Below are 26,548 nucleotides of genomic sequence, written 5' to 3'. Positions count from 1 at the left end.
CTCGCAGTGGCGGCGGGAGGCGATCTCCGGCACCACGCCGCCGTAGACGCGGTGCTCCGCCACCTGCGAATTGATGACCGACGAAAGGACCCTGCGCCCGTCCTCCACCACGGCGGCGGCGGTTTCGTCGCAGGAACTCTCGATCGCTAAAATTTTCATGTCGCTGTCTCCTCCTGCTCTCCCCGCGTCAGAAACGCCGTCATCAAAATGGCGTCCTCCGCCGGGCTGGCGTAAAAATTGCGGCGGCGGCCCACCGCGCCGAAGCCGAGCTTCTCGTAGAAGGCGACGGCCGCGCGGTTTCCCTCCCGCACCTCGAGGGTCAGAAAGCCGAGCTTTTCCCGCCGGGCGTAGAGGAACATCCGCTTCATGAGCGCGGTGGCGACCCCCCGGCGGCGGAACTCCGCCGTGACCGCCACGTTCGCGATGTATCCCTCGTCGAGCACCCGGTGCATCCCGGCGTAGCCGACCACACGGCTCCCGCTGCGGGCGACGAAGAAGACCGCGCAGGGGTTTTCCAGCTCCCCCGCGAGGGTGCGCGCGCTCCACGGCTGGGAGAAGCACTCCGCCTCGATTTCGGCCACCCCCGCCACGTCCGCCCCGGTCATCCGCCCGAAACGGACGAGGTACTGGGGCGTGCCCGAGAGACGGGAGAGCAGCCGGAGGCGGCGCGGCCTATTTGGCTTCGAGCCAGTTGTCCCCGACGTTGGCGTCGGCCACAAGGGGGACTTTAAGCGTAATGGCATGTTCCATTTCCTCCTTGAGGATCGCGGTCGCGGCCGGGACCTCCTCTTCGGGCGCCTCGACAAGCAGTTCGTCGTGCACCTGCAAAATGAGCCGGGCGCGCAGGCCCTCCCGGCGCAGGCGTTCAAACACCCGCACCATGGCGATCTTGATGATGTCCGCGGCCGTCCCCTGGATGGGGGTGTTGCGCGCGACCCGTTCCCCGAACGCCTGCGTCACCTTGTTGGACGCGGCCAGCTCGGGCAGGTAGCGGCGGCGGCCGAAGAGGGTCTTCACATAGCCGTTCTCCCGCGCAAACCGGATGGTGTCCTCCATATACCGGCGGACGCCCGCGTAGTGCTCCAGATAGTTCCTGATGTAGCTGTCCGCCTCGGCGACCGGGACGCCGATGTCCTGCGAAAGGGAAAACGCCCCGATGCCGTAGACGATTCCGAAGTTGACCGCCTTGGCGCGCGAGCGCATGACCGGCGTGACCATCTCCTCCGGCAGGCCGAACACCTGCGCGGCGGTGGTCGTGTGGATGTCCTCCCCGCCTTGGAACGCGGCGATCATGTTTTCGTCGTCCGCGAGGTCGGCCAGCACCCGCAGCTCGATCTGCGAATAGTCGGCGTCGACCAGCTTCCAGCCCTCCCGCGCGCGGAAGAACCGGCGCAGCCTGCTGCCCTCCTCGGTGCGCACCGGGATGTTCTGGAGGTTCGGCTCGGTCGAGCTGATCCGCCCGGTGCGCGTCTCGGTCTGCTGGAAGGTGGAACGCACCCGCCCGTCGGGCCCGACCACCTTGAGGAGCCCGTCCACATAGGTGGATTTGAGCTTGGAGAGCTTGCGGTATTCGAGGATCAGGTTGATGATCGGATGGTGGGACCGCAGGGCTTCGAGCACGTCCACATTGGTCGAGTAGCCCGTCTTGGTCTTCTTTTTCGCGGGCAGGCCGAGCTTTACGAAGAGGACCTCCCCGAGCTGCTTGGGCGAATTGAGGTTGAAGTCGTACCCCGCGTGCCCCACGATGCCCGCGTGCAGCTCCTCCAGGCGGCCGTCGAGTTCGCAGCCGTATTCCCGCAGCGCGTCCGTGTCAAGGGAAAATCCTTCACACTCCATGCCCGCCAGCACCCGCGCGAGCGGCATCTCGATCTCGAAGAGCAGCTTTTCCTGTCCCTTCTCCGCGATCTCTTCCGCCAGCCGGTCGCACAGCTCGCTCAAAACCGCCGCCTGTCCCGCGAGACCGGCATAGGCCTCCGGCACCTCGCCCGCCAGCTCGCGCGGCGCGATGCCGTATTGGGCCGCCAATTGCAGCGGGTCGTAAACGGCGCTCGTCGGGCTGAGCAGATAGGCCGCCAGCTCCGCGTCAAACTTTACATTTTGTATATATTTATCCTCTTTATACGCAACTCGATGGAGCGGCTTGCTGCTCCACACACGCAGCGGCGTGTCCGAACGGAGCAGTTCCGCCGCCGCGTCCTTCCCCGCGAGCAACAACGCGTCCTGAAGCACGGCGGCGATGCCGCCGCTGCCGTCCAGGCCGGCGATCACATCCGCCCCGCCCGCAGCGGCCACGCAGCCGGCAAAATCCGCGGGGTCCGCCGCGACCGCAAGCGGCCCGGACGGCTTGCGCGCCGCCGCAGGCGGCGCGTCGCCGCCCTCTCCGGCGGCGGCCTGCGGGTCGACGCCCCAGCGTTCCATCATTTTGAACATCTCCAGCCGCGCGAAGAGAGCGGCCGCCTTCCTCTGATCGACCGGTCCCCGAAGGTAGCGCCCCGGTTCCGCGTCGATCGGCGCCTCGCAGCAGATCTCCCCGAGCCTGCGGCTGGTGTAGGCCATCCCGCGGCCCTCCTCGAGCTTTTTGCGCACGCCCGGCTTGATGGACGGGTCGCCGAGGTGCTCGTAGATCGCGTCGAGGTCGTGGTACTGGGATACGAGCGCCAGCGCCGTCTTTTCACCGATGCCCGCCACCCCCGGGATGTTGTCCGAGGCATCGCCCATCAGCGCCTTCACATCGATGAGCTGGGGCGGCTCGACCCCGTATTTCTCCACCACCGCGGCGGTGTCGTAGAGGGTTGAGGCGGGCTGGCCCATCTTGGTCGTCGCCAGCCGCACCGAGACATGCCCCCCCACGAGCTGGAGGCTGTCCCGGTCGCCGGTCGCAATGACGCAGTCGTCCCCGCCGTCGGAGCACGCCTTTGCGAGCGTGCCGAGGATGTCGTCCGCCTCGTAGCCCTGGCAGGTGACGATCGTGAATCCGAGCGCGCCCAGCAGCTCCTTGAGCGGCTCCATCTGGGAGGCCAGCTCATCGGGCATCCCCTTGCGCTGTGCCTTATATCCGTCATACATCTCGTGCCGAAAGGTCGGCCCGTGCAGATCGAACGCACACGCCACCGCCTCCGGCTGCACCTCGTCGAGCAGCTTGAGCAGGATGCTCAGGAACCCGTAGATGCCATTGGTGAACTCCCCGTTCTTTGTGGTCAGCGCCTTGATGCCGTAGTAGGCGCGGTTTAAAATGCTGTTGCCGTCGATCGCCAGCAGCTTCATAAGCAACGATCCTTTCTCCGGGTAAACTTGGGCGGCCTGCCCGGGCAAAAATGTGTTTTTCGCCTATGGCGGCGCGCTTAGATTTGCCGCTCAGTGAGCGGCGGAGCCTGCCGGCAGTCGGCCTAAGATTGTCCGCTCATCGAGCGGCGGAACCTGTCGGTAGTCGGCTGGCGGCGGCCTTAGATTTTCCGCCCTATGGTCGGAGGGTTTGCCGGTAGTCGACCGGCGGCGACCCTATTTCTTGGCCGCCCAAGAAATAGGGGAAAGAAACCGCAGGGGGCTTAGGCGGCCTGCCCGGGCTGCGCCCGGAGCGCGCTTACGCGCGACGGCCGATCTCCGGCCTAAGAGCCGCCTTCGGCGGTTGGCCTCCGAAACGCGGCCTGCGGGCCGCAGTCGCGGGCGCTCCGCCCCGCGACCCCGGCTTGAGTCCGCTGCGCGGACCCGGTCCCTTCGGGGCCGGATTTCTCAAGTGGCGTTCCCTTCGGGAACAAAGTTTCTCCCCCGTGTGCCCCCTCCTGACGAATACTCCGCGCTTTCCGTTTCCTGTTGCTGGGAGTGCCGAGATTAGGTTGAGCCCTCAGCTAGTGTACCTGTGGGGAGCGGCGGCAGTTCGCGGGTCTTGGCAAGGTACTCCCGGAGATTCCTAAGAACCCGGCGGAGGGTTCTTAGGCGCCCTTCTTTGGTTCCTTTCTTGGGCGAACAAGAAAGGAACTCGCCGCCGGTCGACTACCGGCATGCCCTCCGACCGCAGGGCGGAAAACCTAAAGCCGCCGTCGGCCAACTGCCGACAAGCCGTGCCGTTTTATGTGCGGTAAACCGAAAGGGCCCACCGGCTATGCCGGTGGGCCCTTTTCTGAATAAAGCTATTCCTGAAGCATGAGCTTGGCGCATTTGTAGACGTCGCCGCACCCGAGAGTGAGGACGAGGTCGCCCGGCTTGGCGTTTGCCATGACGTATTTGGCGATCTCGGGGAATTCGGGAAACCACACAGAACCGGGGATTTTTTCGGCGAGCTGGCTGGTGTAAACGCCGTAGGTGTTCTTTTCGCGGCTGCCCATGATCTCGGACATGACGACATGGTCGGCGAGCACGAGCGCGAGCGCAAAGTCGTCCATCAGCATTTGGGTGCGCGAATAGGTGAAGGGCTGGAAGACCGCCCACACCTCGCGGAAGGGGAGCTCCTTGGCGGCGCGGAGGGTCGCGGCCAGCTCGGCGGGATGGTGGGCATAGTCGTCCGCGATCGTGACCCCGTTCACGGTGCCGAGGATTTCGAACCGCCGCCCCGCCCCGCGGAACTTCGCGAGGTGCTCGGCGATCGCGGGAACCGGCGCGCCCGCATGGATGGCGGCGGCAATCGCGGCGACGGCGTTGAGGATGTTGTGCCGCCCGGGCACGTGGATGGTGAAGCGGCCGAGCGATTCCCCGTGATGGAGCAGGTCAAAGATGGAGACGGCCCCCTCGTGGACGATGCCGGAGGGGGAGTAGTCGCAGTCCTCCTCCCAGCCGAAGGTGATGATCTCCTTGCCCGTGATGCCGGAGACCGCCTTCATCGAGTTTTCGTCGCTGCCGTTGACGATGACGGCCTTTCCCGCCATGCCGGCGAAGGTGTGGAAGGATTTGATGATGTTCTCGATCGTGCCGAAATATTCGAGGTGGTCGGCGTCGACGTTGAGGATGACCGCCACGTCGGGGTCGAGCTGGAGAAAGTGGTCGTTGAACTCGCACGCCTCGCACACCATGACGTCGCTTTCGCCCACGCGGCCGTTTCCGCCGATGGCGGGCAGCTTGCCGCCGATGACCGCCGTCGGGTCGAGACCCGCGCCGAGCAGGATCTGGGTGAGCATGGCGGTGGTGGTGGTCTTGCCGTGGGTGCCGCAGACGCAGATGCACGCGTGGTAGAGGCTCGTGAGGTAGCCGAGGATTTCCGCGCGCTCGACGGTGGGGACCCCGCTTTTTTTCGCGGCGATCAGCTCGGGGTTGTCGGCCATGATCGCGGCGGTATAAATGATGAGGTCCGCGCCGTCGATGTTTTCGGCGCGCTGGCCGAGCGCGACCGGGATGCCCATGCTGCGCTCGAGCGAGACGGTGTCGGATTCGTTGTTGTCAGAGCCGGTGATGAAATACCCCTGCGCGTGCAGAATCTGCACGATGGGGAACATTCCCGACCCGCCGATGCCGATAAAATGGATGTGCTTTACCGTTTTCAGGAGGCTTCCGTCAAACATGCGCGCTTTCAACTCCAAAAAGGAAAGGCGGCGAGCCTTTCCCATCAAATTTGCTTGGATATTTTACTTGTATGTAGTATAGGACGGATTGGTGAAAAATTCAAGTGCGGCGCGGCGCAGTGCATAACTTTTGGAAAACCGCCGAATACTATCGGTAGCATCTTTGACAAAACCCGAGGAGGAAATTCACCATGCAGATCACCGATATCAAAATCCGCCGTACCTATCAGGATACCCGCCTGCGCGCGCTGGTATCCGTGACGGTCGATGGGGAACTGGCCGTCCACGACATCAAGGTCATCGAGGGTCCGGAACGCCTCTTTGTGGCAATGCCCAGCCGCAGGGACGACAGCGGCGCCTTCCGGGACATCGCCCATCCGATCACGACCGCCGCCCGCCGCCAGCTCGAGGACGCGATCCTCTCCGCCTACCAGGAGCACCTCGCGGCGCAGCAGGCCGCCCAGCAGCTCGAAGAGCACCTGCACGCCGGACAGGACGCCGAGGAATGAATACCGCCCCGCGGGAACGCGGGGCGGTATTTTTGCCCTTGCGGCATTTGTTAAGCATCTGTTAATTTTTGCGCGGCGCACGCAAACCCCGTCGGATTTTGTGTTAAAATAATCCACAGGCGATAGTCCGCGGCCCTGCCGCGAATACTTGATAACGACGAGGTAGCCATGCGAAAGTTCCTGAATCTTCTGGCGGCGCTCCTCTTTGCGCTGCTCCTCTCCCTTCCGGCAGCGGCGGAGCAGAACCCCGCGCAGCCGCCGACCCTCTATGCGGAGGCGGCAATCCTGGTGGACGCCGACACCGGGCAGGTGATTTACCAGAAAAATCCCGACAAAAGGATGTATCCGGCGAGTATCACCAAGATCATGACCTGCCTGCTCGCGATGGAGGAGGCGCGGCCGGACGACGTGGTGACGATGACCGACGAGGCGGTCTTCGCGGTTCCGCGCGACACCACCCACATCGCGCTGACGGGGGGCGAGCAGCTCACCGTCGAGCAGCTGGAATACGCGATGATGGTCGAATCGGCCAACGACGCGGCCAACGGGCTCGCCGTCCACCTGGGCGGTTCGCTCGAGGCGTTCGCGCGGAGGATGAACAGCCGCGCCGCCGAGCTCGGGCTGAAGAACACCAACTTTGTAAACGCGAACGGCCTGCCGAACACGGCGCACTACACCTCGGCGCGCGACATGGCGGTCATCACGCGGGAGGCCTGCCGCCATCCGGAGTTCCGCACGCTGGCGGGCACCACCCACTATGAGATCCCCCCCACCAACAAGCAGGCGGAGACCCGGCGGCTCAACAACCGCAACTATATGTTCACGCTGAACGACACCTATCCCGGCGCGTTCGCGGGCAAGGTGGGCTGGACGGAGGAGGCGGGCCACACGCTGGTCACGCTCGCCGAGCGGGGCGGCGTGACCCTTATCTGCATCGTGCTCCACTCGGACGGGGTCATCGACGCGCAGTACATCGATTCGACCAACCTCTTCGACTACGGCTTCGGCGCTTTCTCGCGGACGGCCGTGCCCGCCTCGAAGATCGAGCCGCGGGAGGTCCCCTGCACCGGCGCGGACGGTGCGGCGCTCTCCGCCGCTCTCACGGCGGAGGGAGAGGCCTCCGTGCTGCTCCCCGCCGGGACGACGGCGGACGATTTGGGGGTGCGCTATTCCATCCCCGACCCGCTGACGCCCGAAACGGCCGCCGAAGCCCGCGCCGAGCTGGTGCTCCCCTCGCCCCCCGGGCGGATGGAGGAGGTCGTGGGGACCGTTCCGCTCACCCTTTCGCTGCCGCAGCCGGAGGCGCTGCCCGCGGACGGCGCGCCGCAGGAGGATGAGGGAAAAAGCCCGTTCCCCGCGTTCCTGCGCTGGGCCGGCATCCTTGGAGGCGTGCTGCTGGGGCTGGCGGTCCTGCTGCTGGTCGTGCGCGCGGCGGTGCGGGCGAGCTACCGCAAAAAGCGCAGGAGACGCCGACGTGTGAACCGCGCCGCGCCGCCGCAGGCGCGGCCGCACCCGCGCCCGGAAGCCTTCATCGACGTGCGCACGGGCAGGGACGCAAAGGATAAAATCCGGATCATCGACGTGGAAGAGCTGAAATAAGGGGATTCGCCCGCCGGGCAATCACCGAATCGAAAAGACCCTCATAGGATGGGGTATACGTGAGTATGCCAGTAAAATCCTATGGGGGTACTTTTATGACTGCATATAAAACCTTTGCCGTCGTCGGAGGGGACCTGCGCCAGGCGCATGTCGCAAATCGTCTGGCGGCACAGGGAAAAACGGTTTACGCCATGCTGCTGGAGACGAACAGCGCGCTTGAAAAAAGCCTGGTGTGCACCGAGGATCCGGAGGACGTCCTGCCGCAGTGTGACGTGATCATCTTTCCTCTGCCGATGAGCACCGATGAGCGGCATGTGAACGCGCCTTTTTCCAAACAGAAGGTGCGGGTGTGCGACTGTCTGTCGGGGCTCAAGCCGGGCGCCTGCGTGCTGGGCGGCAGGGTGAGCCCCGCGATGCGCGCGCTGGCCGAGAGTTGCGGCGTTACGATCATCGACTACTTTGAACGGGAGGAGCTCTGCGTAAAAAACGCGGTCATCACCGCCGAGGGCGCGGCGGCGATCGCGATGGAGGAGCTGCCGATCTCCCTGTTCGGCTCCCGCTGCATGATCACCGGACACGGGCGGATCTCCAGGGCGCTGATGCGCATCCTGCGCGGGATGGGCGCAGAGGTCACAGTCGCGGCGCGCAAACACGGCGACCTGGCCGAGATTGAGGCGGAGGGATGCCGCGCGGTACATATCGCGGCGCTCGCGGAGCATGTCCGGGGGATGGACGTTCTCTTCAACACAGTGCCCGCCCGCATCCTCACCGCCGGCGTCCTTGAAAAGCTGGACCCGGATACGCTGCTGATCGATCTTGCTTCAAAGCCGGGCGGGGTGGGGCGGACATTTGCACCACCCTGCAAACGCCCGGAACGTCCGGCTTTGTGGGCCGGGCGTTTCGCTCGCGCCTGTCCCCAAAGGCGGCTCCCGGCGGTTTATAAATAGGGTGGAGCGCAAGGGACCACGATTCGGGCGGCGGGGAGCGGAAGCACATGCGGCGAGGATGCGAAAGGGAAGGCCGCGTAAATAAGACGGATAGTGAAAGTATTTACAAAATGGGGATAGACTTTTAGACGGTAAACTGATAACATAAGAACGGTAACATAAAAATTGGCGTTTTATGGAAAGGGAGAGGCACGTTTGAACAGGGAGCAGCGTCTTTACAGCGTGATATATGACTACTTTTTCTCCCGCATCTTTCTGGGGTTCTATCAGGAGGGGGACGTTCTGCCCTCGATTGGGGAGGTGCGCGAGATGTTCGGCGTCTCGACGCGCACCATCCGCAAGGCCTACCACATGCTTGAGGAGGAGGGCTACCTCTCGATTTCGCGCGGGAGGAACGCGGTCGTGGCCAGAGGAGCGCCGGAAAACCAGTGCCGCGAGGTGTGCGTCGCCTATTTCACGGCCAGACGAGATTCCATCCTCGATCTCTCCCGGATGTCGAAACAGATTCTGCCGGACATTTTTCTGCGGGGGCTTCTGCTGATGGACGGGGAGGGGCTAGACGACCTCGCCCGCCTGGTGGAAAAGATACGTGTGCAGAACCTCCAGACGCAGCTCCAGTGCTTCTGCCGGATTCTCGCGCCGCTGGACAATTCGCTGCTCTCGTCCTTTTTCTGGGAAATTTCCGTTTTCAGCCGCATGACCTACCTGCGGGGCCTTTTTGCGGATGAAGCGGAGAATGAACTGGATTCGGAAATTCTGCGCCGCAAGTTCATGAGGATGATCGCCGTGCGGCGCGCGGGGGATTCTGAGCAGCTTCGGACGCTGTTCGACCGCTTTTTCGAGGATTGCGACGCGCATGTCCGCGCCCATTTTGGAGAGCTCGCCTCCCGGTACGCGGGCGCGTCCGAGCCCGAGCAGGTCCCCTTCACCTGGCGCGTCTACAAGGGCAGGCCGCAGCAGGGCTTTTTCATCGCCATGAAGCTGATCCGGAAGATTTACGCAGGGGATTACCGGATCGGGGAGTTCCTCCCCTCCGCCGCCGACCTCGCGGAGGAATACGGCGTCTCGGTGATCACGATCCGCAGGACGCTCGTGCTGCTGGGCCAGCTCGGGCTGACCGAGACGATCAACGGCCGGGGCACGCGGGTCATCCCGCAGGAGGAGCGCGTCGCCCGCCAGGGGCTCCAGGCCCCCGCGGTGCGCAAAAACCTGAAGATTTTTTTGCAGACGGTGCAGCTGCTCGCGCTGACGGGAGAGCCGGTCATGCTGGCAGCCTTCCCCCACTTTAAGCCGGACGGGGTCCGCCGCGCGGCGGAGATGTTCCGGAGTGAAACCGCCTACAATATCATCCCCCTCATCTGTATGGAGCTGGTGGCAGATTCCGACGCCTCCCCCTCCCTGCGGGAGCTTTACGGGCAGATGTCCGACCTGTTCAGCTGGGGAGTCATCCTCCGCTTCCTCGAGAGGGAGAACGTCGTTTCCGATGAGCGCCGGGAGCCGATCGGCGAGATGTGCGCCGGCCTGGAGACGGGGGACGCCGGGCGGTTTGCCAATGCCTTCCGCGGCCTGATGTTCCGTATCCTCGAGGGGGTGGGAGACAGGCTGAGGGAATGGGGAATCCGCTGGGAGCGGGAACCCGTCGTGCCGGAAGTCCCGGGCTGAATCGAAAAGGCCTGCCGCGGTCACCGCGGCGGCCTTTTTTCGGTTTTCCATTTTGCATTGCGCGGCGCGGCGGCTCATATACTGTGTCGGAGGTGGGCGCATGGGAAAGACAGAACTGACGGTCCGGCTCGTCTACGCCCCGGAGGACGGCCCCTCTTTGCGGGAACTGCTGCTGGAATTGCTGCGCGTCCTGCGGGAGGAACAGGAGCGGTAGGCGTCCCGCGCTTTGCCGCGAAAGGCCCCGGCCCGCGCCAGAAGGCGCGGGCCGGGGCCTTTCCGCGCGGCGGAATTCGATGGGAAACGACTCGAAATTTTCAGATTCATCTTGCTTCTTGGTCACAAACACGCTAATATAGAAGTATCGTGATGATCAAGGCGCTTATAGGGTGGAAAGCAGCCGCCGCTTTCCGGGGAAAAGCCCGGGAAGGGGCGGCAAAAGATTGTAATCGACCGCCCGCGGGCGGAGCAAAGGGGATCGCAGGGCCATGACGACTGAGGAATGCTACGCCCTTCTGGGGGCGGACTATGCGGATGTGCTCCGCCGGATGGGGAATGAGGACCGCGTGAAACGGTTCCTGCTCAAGTTTCCGGGGGAGCCCAGTTACGGCCTGCTTTGCAGATCGGTGGAGGGCGGGGACGCGAAGGAAGCGTTCCGGGCCGCCCATTCCATCAAGGGCGTCTGCCTGAACCTGGGGCTGACAGCCCTGTACCGGTCCGCCGGCGCCCTGAGCGAGGAGCTGCGCGGCGGCGCTTTCACGGACTCCGTGCCCGGCCTGCTCAGGCAGGTCGGGGAGGACTACCAGAAAACCATCAACGCGATCCGGGAGCTGGGGCAGGCTTAAAGGATTTGGAAAGAGGACGGCCATGAAAAAACAGGGCATGATACTGATCGTGGACGATACGGAGATGAACCGCTCCCTGCTGGCGGATATGCTTTCGGAGGACTACGAGATCCTGGAAGCCGCCAACGGCGTGGAGGCGGCCGGCATCCTGCACCAGCGCAGCGAGGAGCTCTCCCTTGTCCTGCTGGATATCGTCATGCCGGAGATGGACGGCTTCGAGGTCCTGGCGCTCATGAACAAGAACGGCTGGATCGGGCACATCCCCGTCATCACCATCTCCTCGGAGACCGCGTCCACCTACATCGACCACGCCTACGACCTTGGGGCCACCGACTACATCAGCCGCCCGTTTGATGAAAAGACGGTCCAGCGCCGTGTGCGCAACACCATCATGCTCTATTCCAAGCAGAAAGCGCTGGAAGGAATGGTGACGGAGCAGATCGTGGAGAAGGAGCGGAACAACTTTCTGATGGTGGAGATTTTATCCAACATCGTTGAGTTCCGCAACGGGGAAAGCGGGCTGCATGTGCTGCACATCCGCACCCTCACCGAAATTTTCCTGCGCAAGCTCCAGGAGATCACCGACCGCTATCCCCTGACGGCCGCCCGGACGGCGCTGATCGTCAACGCCTCCGCGCTGCACGACGTGGGGAAAATTTCGATTCCGGAGGAGATCCTGAATAAGCCCGGCCCCCTGACGCCCGCGGAATATGAGATTATGAAAACCCACTGCGCCCTCGGCGCGCAGATCATGGAGGACGCCCTCCTGCGCCACCAGGAGGAGCTGCTCCAGGTGGCGTACAACATCTGCCGCTGGCATCACGAGCGGTATGACGGGGGCGGCTATCCGGACGGGCTCCGGGGGGAGGAAATCCCGATCGAGGCCCAGGTCGTCGCGCTCGCGGACGTCTACGACGCGCTGACGAGCACGCGGGTCTACAAGCAGGCGTTCCCCCACGGCGCGGCCATGCGGATGATCCTGGGCGGGGAGTGCGGAGCCTTTCACCCGCTCCTGCTCCAATGCCTGCGGGAGATGGGGCCCTACCTGGAGGAGGAGCTCCGCCTCCGCTCGCTGAACGACGTCTCCGAAGCGAACATCCGGGAGCTCTCCACCCAGGCGATCGCCGGCTCGAAGGTGTCCAACCGCACGCTCACCCTGCTGGAGCAGGAGCGGACCAAGTACCAGTTTTTCGCGTCGATGTCCAATGAAATCCAGTTTGAATACAGCTACCAGTCCAACCTGCTCACCCTGTCCGAATGGGGGGCGCGGCAGCTGGGGCTGAACGTCCTGATCGAGCGCCCCGAACAAAACGGGGAGCTGCTCGAGGTCTTTTTGCTCGAGGACTATCTCGACCTGCAGAGCCGCCTGCGCCGCGCGACCCCCGAAAGGCCGATTGTCGGCGGGACCTACTGCCTCAACGTCAAGGGGGAGAAACGCTGGTACAAGGCGGTGGCCCGTCCCCTCTGGGATGGCAATGGGACCGGGCGGGTCGTCGGCATCATCGGAAAATTCGTGGACGACCACGAGGAGCAGCTGCGGCTGAAGCAGCTAAAGCGGATGGCCGAGCAGGATTCGCTGACGCGGCTCAACAACCACGCCGCCGCCCGCCGGTGGATCCAGATGGCGCTGGCCGGCGGGGACAGGTCCTACGCGATGGTGCTCTTCGACCTGGACAACTTCAAGGAGGCCAACGACCGCTACGGCCACATGTTCGGGGACGAGGTGCTCAAGCACGTGGCGCAGCTCGTGCAGAAGAGCGTGCGCGGCGGCGACATCGCGGCGCGGATCGGCGGGGACGAATTCCTCATCTTCCTTGAATACAGCGGCGAAATCGAGCCGGTGATCCGGCGGATTTTCGACGCGCTCCACGGGGAATACCAGTCGTTTGAAATCCTGATCAGCATGGGCATCGCCCTCGCGCCGGAAAACGGCACGCAGTACGACCCGCTCTTCCACGCGGCGGACCAGGCGCTGTATGTGGCGAAAAAGGGCGGGAAGGACCGCTACCGCTTCTATGACGACTCGATGCAGGGGGTCCTGAGCGTGCTTTCGCCGATGGACGCCTGAGCCGGTTCGCCGGAATACCGTGACAAAAGACCGCCGCTTCGCGGCGGCCTTTTTACGTCCGGGAGCCCCCGGCGCATGGCCCGCCGCCGCGCGGCATATATTTGGTGCAGGGGGTGGGCCGCATGGAAAAACAGGGGCGGAAAAGGCCGTGAGCGCGGCGCGCGCGGCGCTCTACCTGCGCCTTTCCAAGGAGGACGGCGACCGGGACGGCGCTTCCCAGAGCATCCGGAACCAGAGGGATTTCCTGCTGGACTACTGTGGGAAAAACGGCCTGCCCGTCGTGGAAATTTACGCGGACGACGGCTATACGGGGACGAATTTCAACCGGCCGGGCTTCCTGCGCATGGTGGAGGATATCGAGGCGGGCCGGGTCGACACGGTGCTCACCAAGGACCTCTCCCGCCTGGGGCGCGACTACATCCTGACGGGCTACTACCTCGAGCGGTATTTCCCCGAACGGGGGGTCCGCTACATCGCGGTGAACGACCGCATCGACACGGCCGCCGAGCAGAGCGACATGACCCCCTTCCGGGCGGTCTTCAACGATCTCTACGCGAAGGACATCTCACGTAAGGTGCGCGCCGCGCTCCAGACGCGCCGGCAGATGGGAAAGTTCATCGGGACCTATCCGCCCTACGGCTACCGCAAGGATCCGGCGGACAGGAACCGCCTCGTGATCGAGGAGGAGGAGGCCGCGCAGGTGCGGCGGATCTACGCCTGGTTCCTCGGCGGACAGACGGTGTCGGCCATCGCCCGGCGGCTGACGGAACAGGGGGTCCCCACCCCCTCGGCGGGCAAGCGGATGGCCTGCGGCCAAAAGCCCGGCGCGGGGTGGAGCTACCCGATGGTGCGGCGCATCCTGTCGATGCCGACCTACCGGGGGGACCTCGTCTCCCGCATGTCCCAGAAGGTCAGCTACAAGCTGAGCCGAGTGCGCCGCCTACCGCGCGAGGAATGGCTGGTCGCGGAGGGGACGCACGAGGCGATCGTTTCGCCCGGGACGTTCGAGCGCGCGCAGGAGCTGCTCGCGGTGCGCGGCTACGCCGCGCGGCGGAAATCCGCGGAGCCCAAGCCGCTGACCGGGCTCTTTTTCTGCGCGGACTGCGGCGCGCCGATGACCCTTTGGTCGAACGGCAAGGCGCGTTACTTCGTCTGCTCGGGCTGGAAGCGGAACCCCGGGGAACACCGCTGCGCCGCCCACTACCTGCGGGAGGAGACGGTGCTCGAGGCCGTCCGTTCCTCCCTCGCGGGGCTGCTCACGCGGGTGCGGGACCCCGCCCGGCTGGCGGAGGAGGCCGCCGGCCCTACAAAGGCCTCAAGCGCCTGGTGGCCCGCCAGGAGGAGGCCGCCGGCCCCGCGGGGGAGGAGACGGAGACGCTCGCGCGCAGGCTCGAACGGTCGCGCGACGCTTTGGCGTCCCTCTACTGTGACCGGGCGGAGGGCCGGGTCAAGGAGGAGGCGTTCGACGCGCTCGCCGGGCGGCTGCGGCGGCAGGAGGAGGCGCTCGCGGAGAAACTCGCCGCCGCGCGGCGGCGGGAGGAGGCGCGGGAGGACTTCCGCGCCCGCGCGATGGAGCTTCTCAGCGCCGAGACCCTCAGCCGCGGGCTCGCGCTCGGACTGATCGAACGGATCGAGGCGTCGGCGGATAAAGCGCTTGTGATCAGGCTGCGCTGCGCCGACATCACGGAAAAGCGGTAGAATTGATGCCTGCCTGGCGCGCCTGGGAGGCGGCGCGGAGAGAACGAAATGCAGGAAACGCAGTCCGCCGATGCTTGATCAGGTGGGTAAATGTTTGTTTTTGCGGAAATTAGCGAAAAACAGAGAATTCCAGTCTGGAATTGTGCATAAAACCGTCCGGACAGAGGCCCGGACGGTTTTGTGGTTTTATGGATTTTTAGATCATGTAAATTATGGAATTGCGGTCACAAAACATTTTTTTCGATGATTGAAAAGAAGGAAATACAAAAGGAAAATGCAAAAATATAAAATATTCCATTCTGATCAAGCTCCAAAACTCTTGAAATAACAATGGGAAACTGCTATAATATCACCAAATAAAACGGGCGAAATTGTATAAAAAAGGAAATACTTTTGGATGGTAACACATCAACTTGACCAATTTGTTGCAAAACATAAATGTGACTGTCTTAAAAAGCCCGGAATGAAGGAAAACTTTCCTGCCCGAATTTTTCCCAAAGGAGGCCGCCGTTTTGCAGAGTTTCAAATATGTTGCCAGGGACGCAAACGGCAAAATCTTTCGGGGCGTTGTTCAGACGGAAGGCCGCGACGCGGCTTTCCGGAAGCTGAAGGACGGCGGCCTCTACAGCCTGAAGCTGGAGGAGATCGGGGAGGATGCCCACAGGCCTCAGCGCATCAGGCTCAAGGAGGTCGCCTTTTTTTGCCGTCAGATGAGCACGATGCTCGCCGCCGGCGTCACCGTCCTCAAGGCGATCGACATCCTCTGCGGCCGCGCCGCCCGCCCAAAGACCCGCAAGGCCTATCTGCGCCTCTACGAGGACATCCAGAAAGGCCTCTCGCTGACCGAGGCGTTCAAGGAGCAGGAGGGCGTGTTCCCGCCCCTGCTCGTGAACATGGTCCAGGCGGGCGAGCTGAGCGGCTCGCTCGACCGGGTGATGGAGCGGATGGCCGAGCATTATGAGAAGGAGAACCGCATTCTCAACAAGGTGCGCAGCAGCCTCGTCTACCCGGTGCTGCTCGTCTGCGTCACGCTCGGGGTCGTGATCGGCCTCTTCGTCTTCGTGCTGCCGAGCTTTTTCACGATGTTCGAGGGCGCCGAGGTGCCGCCCATCACCAGGGGAGTCATGGCCGTGAGCAGCTTCCTGATCAACCGCTGGTATCTGCTGATCGTCGCGGTCCTTCTGCTCGGCCTCGGCTGGATCTTCCTGTCCGGCGTGCCGCGGGTGCGCATGTGGATCGACCGGTTCAAAATCCGGATTCCGGTCTTCGGAAAGCTGATGATGACCGTCTATGTCTCCCGGATGACCGACGCGCTTTCGATCCTCTATTCGAGCGGCATTTCGATGCTGGACACCGTGAGCATCGCGGTGAGCGTGCTGGGCAACAGCTATATCGAGGGGCGGTTTGGCCAGGTCGTCCAGGACATCGAGCAGGGGGAGATGCTCTCCGCCGCGATTGAAAAGACGGAGCTATTCGACCCGATGGTCACCTCGGTGATCTACGTCGGGGAACAGTCGGGCAGCCTGGACCGGATTCTGGCCAAACTGTCCGCGTTCTACGACGACGAGGCGCAGACCGCGATGCAGCGGATGGTGACGCTGGTGGAGCCGCTGATGATGGTCGTGATCGCGGTTATCATCGGCATCGTGATCGCGGCGGTGCTGCTGCCGATCTACAGCATGTACGGGACGGTCCTGTAGGAGAGGGTTTTTCAGATGATTTTATCTGTGGAAATTTCAGCGCAATGGATCCATATGGTTTCGGCGCGCCGCAGGGGGCGCGGGGTGGAGATCGCCGGTTTCGGGCGGATCGCCACCCCCGAGGGCTGCGTCAAAAACGGCATCGTGGTCAATTCCTCCCAGCTTGGGGAGGCGCTGGCGCGCGTGGCGCGGGAAAACGGGCTGCGCGGCAAACGGATGTGCCTCGCGGTGACGAGTCCGGCGATCTCCTTTCGTGAGCTGGAGGTGCCCGCCGCCAAGCCGCGGGACCTCGACCGGATCCTGGCGGAGGAGGCGGCGCACCTGTCCGTCTCCAAGCAGGAGAGCCTGATGGATTACGTCCTGCTCGGCGAGACCGAACGGGAAGGGAAGCGGTTTTTCCGGGCGTGGTGCGCGGTCACGCCGCGCTCTCTCGTCGACGGCTACCGGGACGCCGTGCGCAAGGCCGGCTTTTCGCCCGAGGCGTTCGACGTGGCGTCCAACGCCGCCTTCAAGGCATTCCAGCTCGACCGGGACCTCTCGAGGGAGGAGACGGTGATCTGCGCGGGGGTGCGGGAGGACGAGCTCTGCCTGAGCCTTTTCGGCGGCGAAGACGGGACCCGCCTCTACCGCGAGGCGCAGGTCGCGGCCCCGAAGAGCCCGGTAGAGAACGAGTATATCCTCTCCTCGCTCGTGCCGGAAGCGCCGGACGCCGAAAGCCGCCAGGAGCGGCTGGCCCGCGCGGCGACGGCCCAGCTTTCCCGTCTCGTCCAGTTCCAGATGATGCACGATAAGCGTCGGCCGGTCAGACGGATTTTCCTCTGCTCCGACCTGTCGGACGATCCGCGGCTGGCCGGGGAGCTCCGGGAGACGCTGCGCGTCGATACGGCGCCCGCGGCGGCGCCCGGAGGCCTCAGGTGCCCCGGGGACTTTCCATACAGCGAATATCTCTACGCCGTGGGAGCGGCGATTCGGTTATAAAGGGGGCGGCGCGCTTGCGGGTCCGTCAGGTTCCAAAGAAAAGGGATATCAACTTTTTTGCCGCGCTCAGGCGGCAGGAGCGCCGGGGCCGGGGCAGCGCCCGCCGCCGGACCCTGCTGCTGGCCGGCGGCGCGGCCGTCATATTGGCGGCGTCCGCCGCCGTCCATGGGACGCTGATCTCCTGGCAGATTTCCGACCTGAAGGAGGAGATCTCCCGTAACGAGGCGTACCTCGCCGCGCCGGCCAACGCGGAAAAGTTCGGGGAGCGTGCGGAGATGAGCGCCTCCCGGGACGCGCTCATGCGCTACAACCAGAAGAGCGAACGGTACATAGAGGTGCTCGAGGGGACGCGGCGGCTCTCCTCGGTGGATTTTGACCAGGTGGAGGCGCAGCGCCCCGCCAACGTGACGGTCGAGCGGTACACCTTTGACGGCGACACGATGGAGATCGCCTGCGTCTCCGCCGACAAGGACGCGCCCGCAGGATACGCCGAAAACCTCACCGGCGCGGGCGTGTTCGAGGAGGTCGGCTATTCGGGCTTCCAGTACCGCAGGACGCGGGAGGGCGGCGTATACGCCTTCACCGTCACCTGCAGGCTGTGGAACCCGGCGGGAGAGGGGGCGGCGCCATGACCCTCACGAAACGGGAAAAGCGGCTGCTCTTTCTGCTGGCGGTGGTGATCGTGGCCGTGTGCGTCTTCCGGTTCGGGATGATGCCGCTGCATGAAAAGCTGTTCGAAGAGCAGCAGCGCCTGCAGACGGTCTCCGCCGAGCGGGCGGAGATGGAGGAGATCCTCCGCGACGGCGGGCTCGCCAAGCAGTACCGGCAGGCGGCGCGGGAGGCGGAGAACAACTACGGTTCCTTCCACAGCATCCTCAACAGCTATACGATCGACAACATCCTCAACGGCCTGATGGAGGAGCACGGGCTGCATGTGCAGAACCTACAGATTTCCCCCTACCGTACGGTCCGGGAGTCGGAAATCCTTTCCGAGGCGGCGGATTCGCAGGAGCAAGGAGAAGAAGAAAGCCTCCTGATGCTCAGCGAGGTGAACCTGCTGGCAACGGGAGGCTATGAGAACGCCAAGGCGTTCGTGGACGCGCTCAACGAGAAGAGCTTCTGCCTGCGGGTGGAGCACCTGCAGATCGACTTCAATTCGGAGAACGAATACGGCGACGAGGCGCGCGTCTCCGCGACCGTGCGGATTTACGGGGTGCGCATGCCGGAGGGGGACCTCGGCTTTGCCTGACTGGCAGGCCGGGGCGGGGGCTCCTAAAGCAGGAAGAGGGAGAGGTACCAGCCGATGAGCTCCTCCCCCCAGAGGAGCGACAGCCCCATGCCCGCCGCGAGGAAAGGCCCGAAGGGGAAGGCGGTTTTCCGTCCGGCGCCCCTGCGCAGGAGCAGGAAGACGGCCCACGCCGCCCCGGAGACCGAAGCGAAGAGGATGGCGAGCAGCGAAAGCCGCCAGCCCGCGAGCAGCCCGAAGGCGGCGCACAGCTTGATATCGCCCCCGCCGAACCCGTCCCAGAGGAGCGCGGCGAGCAGCATGGGCACGCTCACGCAGAGCGCGCCGCCCAGCCGTGCGAGCGGGGAGGGAAACCCCGGCGTGAAGAGGGAGCAGCAGGCCAGCGCCGCGAGGAAGACGGAGATGCGGTCGGGGATGATCCCCGTGTCGCGGTCGATCATCGCCGCCGTGAGAAGCGCGGAGAGCGCGAGGCAGAGCAGGAGCGTTCCGGCGGAGTACCCGTGGCTGAGGCAGCAGAGGAGCCACAGCAGGGCGTTCGCGGTCTCCACCGCGGGATAGCGCGGCGATATCCGCGCCCCGCAGCGTCGGCAGCGGCCGCGCAGCACAAGAAAGCTCAGTAGCGGGACATTGTCGTACCATGCGATCTTCTCCCCGCAGGAGGGGCAGAAGGAGCGCCCCTTCGCGACCGAAATCCCGAGCGGGATGCGGTAGATGCAGACATTCAGGAAGCTGCCGACCACCAGCCCGAACAACAGGGCAAGCGCGGCCGGCAGCCGTTCAAATAACCAAAGCAAAACGATCCCTCCCCGGCGGTGTTACCGCTACTTTATCACAAATCCGGCGGAAAAGGAAGTGCGCCTTTGAAAAACCTACCGCTGGGACAGGTCCTGGTCGAGGCCGGATTCCTGACCCCAGAAAAACTTGACGAGGCCCTCGCGCTCCAAAAGGAGAAGGGCGGCCGTTTGGGCGACCTGCTCGTGGAGAACGGCTATGTCACCGAGCACAACCTCATGCTCGCGCTCCAGCAGCGGCTGGAGGTCCCGTTTGTGGACCTCGAGGAGGAGCGGATCGACCGGGCGGCGGTGCAGCTGGTGCCGCGCGAGCTGGCCCAGAAGTATTCGCTCATCCCGCTACGGGTGCAGGGCGGGGAATTGACCGTCGCCACCAACAATCCCCTCGACTTTTACGCGTTCGGGGAGCTGGGGCTCGTCACCGGCATGCAGATCGTCCCGGTGCTCGCCACCAAGCGGGACCTCAACGACGCGATCCACCGCTGCTATGCCCAGCAGGGCGCAGAATCGGCGCTGGAGGAGTTCAACCGCGAATACGAGGACGTGGCCGATCCCATCCGGGGCGAGGACTACAGCGACATGCTCGAGCGCGTCGAGGGCGCGCCGGTCGTGCGTCTGCTCAATTCGATCGTGGCGCAGGCCTACCACATGCGCGCCTCGGATATTCACGTCGAGCCGGGCAAGCAGAACGTCAGCGTGCGCTTCCGTGTGGACGGCGAGCTGATCGAGGCGATGCTCCTGAACTCGTCGGTGCACGTCTCGCTGATCACCCGTCTGAAAATCCTTTCGGGCATCGACATCGGCGAGCGCCGCGTGCCGCAGGACGGGCGGTTCTCTGCAGACGTGGACGGAAAGGCGGTCAATCTGCGCGTCTCCACCCTGCCCACCGTCTACGGCGAAAAAGCGGTGCTGCGCATCATGGGGGACAACACCCTCGACATCGTCGACGTGCGGGACACGGGCATCTCGGCGGAAAACTACGCGCGTCTGGAGGAGCTGATGCGCAGCCCCAACGGAATCATCCTTGTGACGGGTCCGACGGGCAGCGGCAAGTCGACCACGATCTACGCGGTCCTCCACCAGCTCTCGACGCCGAACGTGAACGTCGTGACGATCGAGGACCCGGTGGAAAAGCTGGTCGACGGCATCAGCCAGGTGCAGATCAACCCGAAGGCGGGGCTCACCTTCGCCTCCGGGCTGCGCTCAATCCTCCGGCAGGACCCGGACATCATCATGATCGGCGAAATCCGCGACGTGGAGACCGCCCGCATCGCAGCCCGCGCGGCGATCACCGGCCACCGCGTGCTCACTACCATCCATACGAACGACGCCGCGTCGACCTTCATGCGCCTTGTGGATATGGGCGTGGAACCCTATATCGTCGCTTCGGCGGTGGTGGGGGTCGTCTCCCAGCGGCTGGTGCGGCTGGTCTGTCCCCACTGCAAGCGGGAATACGAGCCGGACGAAAAGGAGCTCTCCCTCTGGGAGTGGCCGCGCCCGAAGACGTTTTACCGCGGGAGCGGCTGCGCGCACTGCAACTTCACCGGATATCTCGGCCGGACGGCCATCCACGAGGTCGTGCCGATGCGCCACGAGCTGAGCCAGCTTGTCGTGCAGCGCGCGTCGGTCCAGGAGTTCCGGGATTCCATCCGCGCGTTGGGCGGGCGCTTCCTCAAGGATAACCTCGCCGACCTCGTGCGGGAGGGAAAAACCACCCTCGCGGAGTACCTCCGCGTTACCTACAACATCGAATGAACCGGGAGGGGATGCCCATGCAAATTGACGAATACCTGGAGAGGGCGAGGGCCTTTGACGGCTCCGACCTCCACCTGACCAGGGACCTGCCCCCCATCATGCGGCAGAACGGGTCCCTGCGGCCGCTGCCCGACGCGCCCATCCTCGGGGAGGAGGCGGTCGGCGCGCTGATATCCGAGCTCTGTGGCAGGGAGGGAATCTCCTTCGGGCCGGGGATGGAGGACGCGGATTTCTGCTACCGCGACGAAAACGGGCGGCGCTGCCGCGTGAACCTCTACCACCAGAACGGCGGCCCGGCCGCGGCGGTCCGCCTTTTGCAGGAGGAGCTGCCCACCATCGAAAGCCTCGGGCTGCCGAAGGTGTTCGAGCGGATGGCCGGATTCCCGCGCGGGCTGGTGCTCGTGACCGGCCCGACGGGCAGCGGCAAATCCACCACGCTGGCGGCACTGCTCGATCATGTGAACCGGACCCGCAGCGGGCATATCCTGACGATCGAGGACCCGGTGGAGTACCTGCACCCGCACAAGCGCTGCATGGTGAACCAGCGGGAGATCGGCAGGGACGCGCCGGACTTCGCGCAGGCACTGCGCAGCGCACTGCGGGAGGACCCGGACGTCATCCTCGTCGGGGAGATGCGCGACCTTGAGACGATTTCCGCGGCGGTGACCGCCGCCGAGACGGGGCACCTCGTCTTTTCCACGCTGCACACGACCGGCGCGGCTGCCACGATCGACCGGATCGTCGACGTCTTCCCGCCCCATCAGCAGCAGCAGATCCGGACCCAGCTCGCGTCGGTTCTGCGGGCGGTCGTATCGCAGCAGCTTTTGCCGCGCGTCGGCGGAAGCGGGCGCGTCGCGGCGTTCGAGGTGCTGCTCGTGAACGACGCGGTGGCCAGCATCATCCGCGAGAACAAGGGCCACCAGATCGCTTCGGTCCTCCAGACGGGCGTCAAGCAGGGGATGCTCTCGATGGACGCGTCGCTTGCGCAGCTCTGCCGGGAACGGCAGGTGAGCCTGGAGGACGCGCTCGACCGCTGCACCGACCGGGAGGTCTTCCGGCGGCTTGTCGGGCTTTCAGAAGGTTAAAACCCACAAGGTTTTATAGATTGTATTATATTGAAGGAGGAACCAGAGATGTTTCAAAAGTATCTCACCAAAACCCGCAAAAAAGGCTTTACCCTCATTGAGATGATCGTCGTCATCGCGATCATCGCCGTGCTGATCGCGCTGGTCGCGCCCCTGATGACCCGTTACATCAACACCGCCAAGCAGACCAAGGCGGACGCCGCCGCGAAGTCCCTCTACACCGCCGCGCAGGCTTACGTCGCGGAGAAGGTGCTCGATGGCGTGGACGCGGACACCATTGACAGCTTTACCTCGTCCGATATCAGTGCCATTAAGGGCTTCCTCGACAATGCGCCGAGTGCTGATCCTACTATAGATGTCACTGACGGTGAGGTGGGTGATGTGACGATCGTGGTCGACGGTGTTACAGGCAACTACCCGCTGTCCTCTTCCACAACCTGACATTAACAGGATTTGACAGAAGAACCAATCCCCGGGTCTCCCGGGGATTGGTTCCCCGTCTTTTGCGGAGAAGAGGCCTTCCCGCCGGAAGGCCCCTTTCCGGAGCAGACGGTTTCGGAGAAGGGATGGATGACGATGACTGCGCTGCAAAAATGCCGGCGGAAGGCCGGCTTCACGCTGATTGAAATGATCGTGGTGATCGCGATCATCGCGGTGCTGATTGCGCTGGTCGCGCCGCTGATGACGCGGTATATCGCCTCGGCGAAGGAAACCCGGTACAGGGCCGCCGCCAAACAGCTTTATACCGCCGCGCAGGCGTATATCGCCGAGGAGATGCTGAACGGCTGTGCCAACTGTGTCGATGAGGACCCCCCTTCGGAATACAACCTGCTTTCCAAAAATGGAAACGGAGTCCTGAACAACGCGACGGCATACGGGACCATCCGCCTTGACGAGTATCTCGACGGGAAGGTACCGGGCACTCAGTGGTCGGTGATCGTCGAGGAGTTTGGGGTACAGGGCGCGGTGGTTATGGAAGGGGAAACGCAATACGCTTATCCGCCGGATTTTGACCCGTACGGCTAGTCCCGGACGCTTCCGGCGCCGGGCGGCCGGACCCGTAAGGAGGGGAGCAATATGCTGAAGAAGGATCGCCGCAGGGGTTTTACCTTGCTTGAGATGATCGTGGTGATCGCGATCATCGCGGTGCTGATCGCGCTGGTCGCGCCGCTGATGACGCGGTATATCACAACCGCCAAAGAGATGAAATACCAGGCGGCGGCCAAGCAGCTCTGCACGGCTGGGCAGGCCTATGTCGCGGAGGAGATGCTGAACGGCTATGCGAACTGCGTGGGCGCGCTTGACGGCGAACGGTATCAGTTTAACCAATTGACCAAATATGGAAATGGGATCTTTTATTCCTACGACGTGCCCAACGGCGGCGGCGTCCGGCTGGAAAGCTACATCGACGGGGAAGTCCCCGGCGACCAATGGATGGTTGTGATATATCACTTTGAAGTCAAGGGGGCAACCATCTTTGCGGGAGAGAACGCCTACGTCTACCCCGAGGGCTTCGATTATTTGGACTGGATTATTTAGCTGGGAAACGCGGCACGGGAGAATTTGTCAAAAAGCTCGCCGGGGAGGCGGGGCCGCTCGACGGCTACCTGACGGGCGGGCTCCCCGCGACCTATACGGTTACCGTTGAAAACTGGGCGGCCGTCCGCGCGGAATGCGTCATGCCGGACGGCGCCGCGGGAAGATACGGGAGCTGAGCGCGCCGCCCGGGAGCTTGCAAAGGGAGGGATGAACCGATGCGCGGAAAACAAAATCACAGGCGCGGGTTCACCCTCGTGGAGATGGTCGTGGTCATTGCCGTGATCGGCATCCTGCTGGCCGTCGTGACGCCCTCCTTTCTGGCGTGGTACCGCAGCGCCGAGTCGGTGCGGCTCAACCAGAGCGCCCGGACGATCTTCCTGTCCGCGCAGGAGGCGTTTACAAACGCGCGCGGCACCAGCCTTTTTGACGAGCTGAACGCCGAGGGCCGGGAGGTGGACCTCGAAGCGGACGTGAAGCCCTCCCCGGGCGCGGAGGAGCTCGATAAAAACAGGGGCAACATCCGCGCGCTGCGCATCAGCAGGACGGGCGGCGGGGACCCTGTCCTCGACAAGGTGCTGCGTCCCTATCTGGCGGACGCCGGGGTGCTTGAAAATTCCATTCTCATCGAATACAACCGGACCACCGGCGTCGTCCGGGCGGTCTTTTACAGCGAGCGGGCGGGCGCGCTCGGCTATGAGGGCGCGGAGTCGGACGGGACGAATGTCGTCAGCCGCGGCCGCGACGACCTGAAGCGCAAGCGGCAGGGCTATTACGGCGTGGACTACACGGGCGAGCTGGGCGGCGCGATGACGCTCGAGGCGCCGGTCGTGCGCATCGAGAACGGGGAGCGTCTCACCGTCGAATGGAACGACGTGACCCCGGTGCCCTACGACGAGTCGGTCACCTACGACCTGCGGATCTATCAGGACGGCGCGCAGGTGCTGGAGCTTCCCGGGCTGCCCAATTTCTTTAAGCTCCAGGTCGCGGACGTATCCGTGGCGGAGGATACCCCCACCGGCGGCAGCGTCCTCTATAAGGATTCGTCCAGCGGCCGGATGATTCTGGTGCTCGACTGCCTGCACCACAGCGTGAGCCGGTATCCGGGCATCCGGCCGGGCCTGATCACCGCCGAGGTGGCCGCCAGGGCCCCGGGCGCGGAGGAGGCCGTCGGGAGGTCCAACGAGGAGCACGCCTATTTTGCCGGGGAGAGCGCGCCGGGCGGCGTGACGATTTACGAGCTCAGGAACGCCCGGCACCTCAACAACATGCGCTACGCAGCGAGCGGGAGCACCTTTTTGCAGACCGCGGCGGTCATCGACTGGCGGGTCGCCGAAAACGACTACCGCTCGCCGAACGATCTGAACTTCGTCCCCACGCGGTTCCCCGACGGGGAGGCGTTCACGGGGGCGTATAAGGTTTCGCCTCCGGACGGGGAGACCCACGGGGTGATCACCGGCCTGACGATCGACCCCGCGTGGGAGGACGCGGGCAAAAAGAACCCGGCGCCGAGCCCCCGGACGAGTTTCGTGGGGCTGTTCGCCGAGCTTTCGGGAGCCGGCCTGGAACGCCTCGTCCTGGAGGACGCGCGCGTCGCGGGCGCGGACCATGTGGGCGCGTTCGCGGGCCGGGCGAACGGCGCGCGGCTTGAGGACTGCCACCTGCGCAGCCGCGGGGAACCGCTTTACGACGCGGGCGGCTCGGGCGGTTCGGGCGGCGGGGACGTCCCGTCCAACCGTCCGGCGCCGGGCGACAGGTGGGTGAACGGCTACGCCTACCAGAGGGGCGACGTCGTCAAGCACGGAAGCACCTATTACCGCTGCATTCAGGACATTCCTGAGGATCTGCGCGGCGTCCCGCCGCAGAACCAGAAGGCGGAGGATTACTGGGAGGAGTGCGGCGCGCCGGCGGACCCGGATTTTCCCGACGTGACCGCGTGGGACGCGGACGTTCTCTACGGACGCGGCGACGTGGTGGCGCATAAGGGCATTTGGTACGCCTATGCGGACCTCCCCGGCTACGACGTGTTCCACTTTGAGCCGGGCACACCGTCCGGCGCGTCGGTGTGGAAGCCGTTTCCCCCGCCCGACGCGGACGGGGAATGGCCCGAATGGGAGCAGCGCTACGGGCACAACGCCTACGCGCTGGGCGCGCAGGTCACCTGGGAGGGCGGACGGTGGGTTTCGCTTTACACAGGCAACAGCTATAAGCCCGACAACACCCTGCAAAATCCCTGGTGGGCGCGGGTGGGGGACGCGTCGCGGACGCCGCCCGTCCCGCCTGTGGGGCAGACGGGGATTCCCTCCCCGCTCCCCGGCATTTCGGGCGGAACCGCGGATTTTTCTGCGCTTTCGCAAGTCACGGGAACGGGAAGCTATGTCGGCGGCCTTGTCGGGGAGAGCATCGGCGGCAGCTACCGGACGGTGTCCGCGGGCGCCGTGGTCTACGCGGGTACGGGCCTCTCCGCGGAGGTGAACCCCCATTTCGGCAGCGGCGGAGCGGGGGAGGGCCGTCTGGTCCTCGACTACACGCTCACGGGCGGCGGCAGCTATGCCGGCGGTCTGTTCGGCGCGGCGCGGGGCGGCACGCTCGAAACGGCGGTCAGCCGGACGCTGGCCGCCGGGGGAAGCTACGCGGGCGGCG

General features: G+C 64.5%; 22 protein-coding genes and 1 pseudogene. 18 read left to right on the top strand and 5 right to left on the bottom strand.

Annotated features, from left to right (window positions below):
• From RDM88_RS04725 to murC, 4 genes and pseudogenes are all read right to left on the bottom strand, one after another.
• Positions 1 to 159 (bottom strand): annotated as a pseudogene (locus tag RDM88_RS04725) (tRNA (adenosine(37)-N6)-threonylcarbamoyltransferase complex transferase subunit TsaD); the annotation flags it as partial.
• Positions 156 to 605, bottom strand: a complete 450-nt coding sequence (gene rimI, locus RDM88_RS04720) for a ribosomal protein S18-alanine N-acetyltransferase (RefSeq protein WP_308753717.1) — start codon at positions 603 to 605, stop codon at positions 156 to 158. The gene rimI and the pseudogene RDM88_RS04725, both read right to left, overlap by 4 nt.
• 67 nt (positions 606 to 672) lie before the next feature.
• Positions 673 to 3,264, bottom strand: coding sequence for a DNA polymerase I (gene polA, locus RDM88_RS04715; protein ID WP_308753716.1), 2,592 nt, complete (start codon positions 3,262 to 3,264; stop codon positions 673 to 675).
• Between the two features lie 863 nt (positions 3,265 to 4,127).
• Complete coding sequence (gene murC / locus RDM88_RS04710; protein ID WP_308753715.1) at positions 4,128 to 5,489, bottom strand: UDP-N-acetylmuramate--L-alanine ligase; 1,362 nt, start codon at positions 5,487 to 5,489, stop codon at positions 4,128 to 4,130.
• 191 nt (positions 5,490 to 5,680) lie between these two features.
• Between murC and spoVG the strand changes: the two genes are divergently transcribed.
• The 12 genes from spoVG (at position 5,681) to RDM88_RS04650 (ending at position 18,741) form a co-directional block, all read left to right on the top strand.
• The gene (gene spoVG / locus RDM88_RS04705) at positions 5,681 to 5,998 is read left to right on the top strand and encodes a septation regulator SpoVG (protein ID WP_308753714.1); all 318 of its coding nucleotides are present in this window, start codon (positions 5,681 to 5,683) and stop codon (positions 5,996 to 5,998) included.
• 168 nt (positions 5,999 to 6,166) lie between these two features.
• Positions 6,167 to 7,597 (top strand): D-alanyl-D-alanine carboxypeptidase family protein, encoded by a 1,431-nt coding sequence (locus RDM88_RS04700; protein WP_308753713.1) that lies wholly within the window; start codon positions 6,167 to 6,169, stop codon positions 7,595 to 7,597.
• Between the two features lie 95 nt (positions 7,598 to 7,692).
• Positions 7,693 to 8,544, top strand: a complete 852-nt coding sequence (locus RDM88_RS04695; protein WP_308753712.1) for a dipicolinate synthase subunit DpsA — start codon at positions 7,693 to 7,695, stop codon at positions 8,542 to 8,544.
• Between the two features lie 195 nt (positions 8,545 to 8,739).
• Positions 8,740 to 10,206, top strand: a complete 1,467-nt coding sequence (locus RDM88_RS04690; RefSeq protein ID WP_308753711.1) for a GntR family transcriptional regulator — start codon at positions 8,740 to 8,742, stop codon at positions 10,204 to 10,206.
• Positions 10,207 to 10,691: 485 nt separating this feature from the next.
• Positions 10,692 to 11,048: an Hpt domain-containing protein gene (locus RDM88_RS04685; protein ID WP_308753710.1), complete on the top strand. Its 357-nt coding sequence runs from the start codon at positions 10,692 to 10,694 to the stop codon at positions 11,046 to 11,048.
• Positions 11,049 to 11,070: 22 nt separating this feature from the next.
• The gene (locus tag RDM88_RS04680) at positions 11,071 to 13,116 is read left to right on the top strand and encodes a diguanylate cyclase domain-containing protein (RefSeq protein ID WP_308753709.1); all 2,046 of its coding nucleotides are present in this window, start codon (positions 11,071 to 11,073) and stop codon (positions 13,114 to 13,116) included.
• 148 nt (positions 13,117 to 13,264) lie between these two features.
• The gene (locus tag RDM88_RS04675) at positions 13,265 to 14,737 is read left to right on the top strand and encodes a recombinase family protein (RefSeq protein ID WP_308753708.1); all 1,473 of its coding nucleotides are present in this window, start codon (positions 13,265 to 13,267) and stop codon (positions 14,735 to 14,737) included.
• Positions 14,686 to 14,814, top strand: coding sequence for a hypothetical protein (locus tag RDM88_RS04670; protein WP_308753707.1), 129 nt, complete (start codon positions 14,686 to 14,688; stop codon positions 14,812 to 14,814). Before RDM88_RS04675 ends, RDM88_RS04670 begins: the two co-directional genes overlap by 52 nt.
• A gap of 512 nt (positions 14,815 to 15,326) precedes the next feature.
• A complete protein-coding gene (locus RDM88_RS04665; RefSeq protein WP_308753706.1) occupies positions 15,327 to 16,514 on the top strand; it encodes a type II secretion system F family protein in 1,188 nt (395 codons plus the stop codon).
• 15 nt (positions 16,515 to 16,529) lie between these two features.
• Complete coding sequence (pilM, locus tag RDM88_RS04660; RefSeq protein WP_308753705.1) at positions 16,530 to 17,492, top strand: pilus assembly protein PilM; 963 nt, start codon at positions 16,530 to 16,532, stop codon at positions 17,490 to 17,492.
• Between the two features lie 14 nt (positions 17,493 to 17,506).
• Positions 17,507 to 18,124, top strand: coding sequence for a PilN domain-containing protein (locus tag RDM88_RS04655; RefSeq protein ID WP_308753704.1), 618 nt, complete (start codon positions 17,507 to 17,509; stop codon positions 18,122 to 18,124).
• A complete protein-coding gene (locus RDM88_RS04650; RefSeq protein WP_308753703.1) occupies positions 18,121 to 18,741 on the top strand; it encodes a type II secretion system protein GspM in 621 nt (206 codons plus the stop codon). Before RDM88_RS04655 ends, RDM88_RS04650 begins: the two co-directional genes overlap by 4 nt.
• A 23-nt stretch (positions 18,742 to 18,764) precedes the next feature.
• Here the strand turns inward: RDM88_RS04650 and RDM88_RS04645 are convergent, their stop codons facing one another.
• The gene (locus RDM88_RS04645; protein ID WP_308753702.1) at positions 18,765 to 19,532 is read right to left on the bottom strand and encodes a prepilin peptidase; all 768 of its coding nucleotides are present in this window, start codon (positions 19,530 to 19,532) and stop codon (positions 18,765 to 18,767) included.
• A 66-nt stretch (positions 19,533 to 19,598) separates the two neighbouring features.
• Between RDM88_RS04645 and RDM88_RS04640 the strand changes: the two genes are divergently transcribed.
• From RDM88_RS04640 to RDM88_RS04615, 6 genes are all read left to right on the top strand, one after another.
• A complete protein-coding gene (locus RDM88_RS04640; protein WP_308753701.1) occupies positions 19,599 to 21,284 on the top strand; it encodes a GspE/PulE family protein in 1,686 nt (561 codons plus the stop codon).
• A gap of 17 nt (positions 21,285 to 21,301) precedes the next feature.
• Positions 21,302 to 22,369 (top strand): type IV pilus twitching motility protein PilT, encoded by a 1,068-nt coding sequence (locus RDM88_RS04635; RefSeq protein WP_308753700.1) that lies wholly within the window; start codon positions 21,302 to 21,304, stop codon positions 22,367 to 22,369.
• 48 nt (positions 22,370 to 22,417) lie between these two features.
• Positions 22,418 to 22,810 carry a type II secretion system protein gene (locus RDM88_RS04630; protein WP_308753699.1) on the top strand — a complete coding sequence of 131 codons (393 nt, stop codon included), beginning with the start codon at positions 22,418 to 22,420 and terminating at the stop codon, positions 22,808 to 22,810.
• Positions 22,811 to 22,939: 129 nt separating this feature from the next.
• Entirely contained in the window at positions 22,940 to 23,395 is a 456-nt protein-coding gene (locus tag RDM88_RS04625; RefSeq protein WP_308753698.1) for a type II secretion system protein, read from the top strand.
• Positions 23,396 to 23,446: 51 nt separating this feature from the next.
• Positions 23,447 to 23,908 carry a type II secretion system protein gene (locus RDM88_RS04620; RefSeq protein ID WP_308753697.1) on the top strand — a complete coding sequence of 154 codons (462 nt, stop codon included), beginning with the start codon at positions 23,447 to 23,449 and terminating at the stop codon, positions 23,906 to 23,908.
• A 215-nt stretch (positions 23,909 to 24,123) separates the two neighbouring features.
• The coding region (locus tag RDM88_RS04615; RefSeq protein ID WP_308753696.1) for a prepilin-type N-terminal cleavage/methylation domain-containing protein at positions 24,124 to 26,548 on the top strand (2,425 nt) is incomplete at its 3' end.

Origin of the sequence: uncultured Anaerotruncus sp. (assembly GCF_902490045.1) — a bacterium.
Taxonomy (GTDB): domain Bacteria; phylum Bacillota; class Clostridia; order Oscillospirales; family Ruminococcaceae; genus Anaerotruncus.
This window is presented reverse-complemented; position numbering and strand designations above follow the sequence as displayed.

Excerpts from the sequence above, each read along its gene's own strand:
- rimI (WP_308753717.1), bottom strand. The coding sequence starts at position 605 with ATGACCGGGGCGGACGTGGCGGGGGTGGCCGAAATCGAGGCGGAGTGC.
- polA (WP_308753716.1), bottom strand. The coding sequence starts at position 3,264 with ATGAAGCTGCTGGCGATCGACGGCAACAGCATTTTAAACCGCGCCTAC.
- murC (WP_308753715.1), bottom strand. The coding sequence starts at position 5,489 with ATGTTTGACGGAAGCCTCCTGAAAACGGTAAAGCACATCCATTTTATC.
- spoVG (WP_308753714.1), top strand. The coding sequence starts at position 5,681 with ATGCAGATCACCGATATCAAAATCCGCCGTACCTATCAGGATACCCGC.
- RDM88_RS04700 (WP_308753713.1), top strand. The coding sequence starts at position 6,167 with ATGCGAAAGTTCCTGAATCTTCTGGCGGCGCTCCTCTTTGCGCTGCTC.
- RDM88_RS04695 (WP_308753712.1), top strand. The coding sequence starts at position 7,693 with ATGACTGCATATAAAACCTTTGCCGTCGTCGGAGGGGACCTGCGCCAG.
- RDM88_RS04685 (WP_308753710.1), top strand. The coding sequence starts at position 10,692 with ATGACGACTGAGGAATGCTACGCCCTTCTGGGGGCGGACTATGCGGAT.
- RDM88_RS04680 (WP_308753709.1), top strand. The coding sequence starts at position 11,071 with ATGAAAAAACAGGGCATGATACTGATCGTGGACGATACGGAGATGAAC.
- RDM88_RS04670 (WP_308753707.1), top strand. The coding sequence starts at position 14,686 with ATGGAGCTTCTCAGCGCCGAGACCCTCAGCCGCGGGCTCGCGCTCGGA.
- pilM (WP_308753705.1), top strand. The coding sequence starts at position 16,530 with ATGATTTTATCTGTGGAAATTTCAGCGCAATGGATCCATATGGTTTCG.
- RDM88_RS04650 (WP_308753703.1), top strand. The coding sequence starts at position 18,121 with ATGACCCTCACGAAACGGGAAAAGCGGCTGCTCTTTCTGCTGGCGGTG.
- RDM88_RS04635 (WP_308753700.1), top strand. The coding sequence starts at position 21,302 with ATGCAAATTGACGAATACCTGGAGAGGGCGAGGGCCTTTGACGGCTCC.
- RDM88_RS04630 (WP_308753699.1), top strand. The coding sequence starts at position 22,418 with ATGTTTCAAAAGTATCTCACCAAAACCCGCAAAAAAGGCTTTACCCTC.
- RDM88_RS04625 (WP_308753698.1), top strand. The coding sequence starts at position 22,940 with ATGACGATGACTGCGCTGCAAAAATGCCGGCGGAAGGCCGGCTTCACG.
- RDM88_RS04620 (WP_308753697.1), top strand. The coding sequence starts at position 23,447 with ATGCTGAAGAAGGATCGCCGCAGGGGTTTTACCTTGCTTGAGATGATC.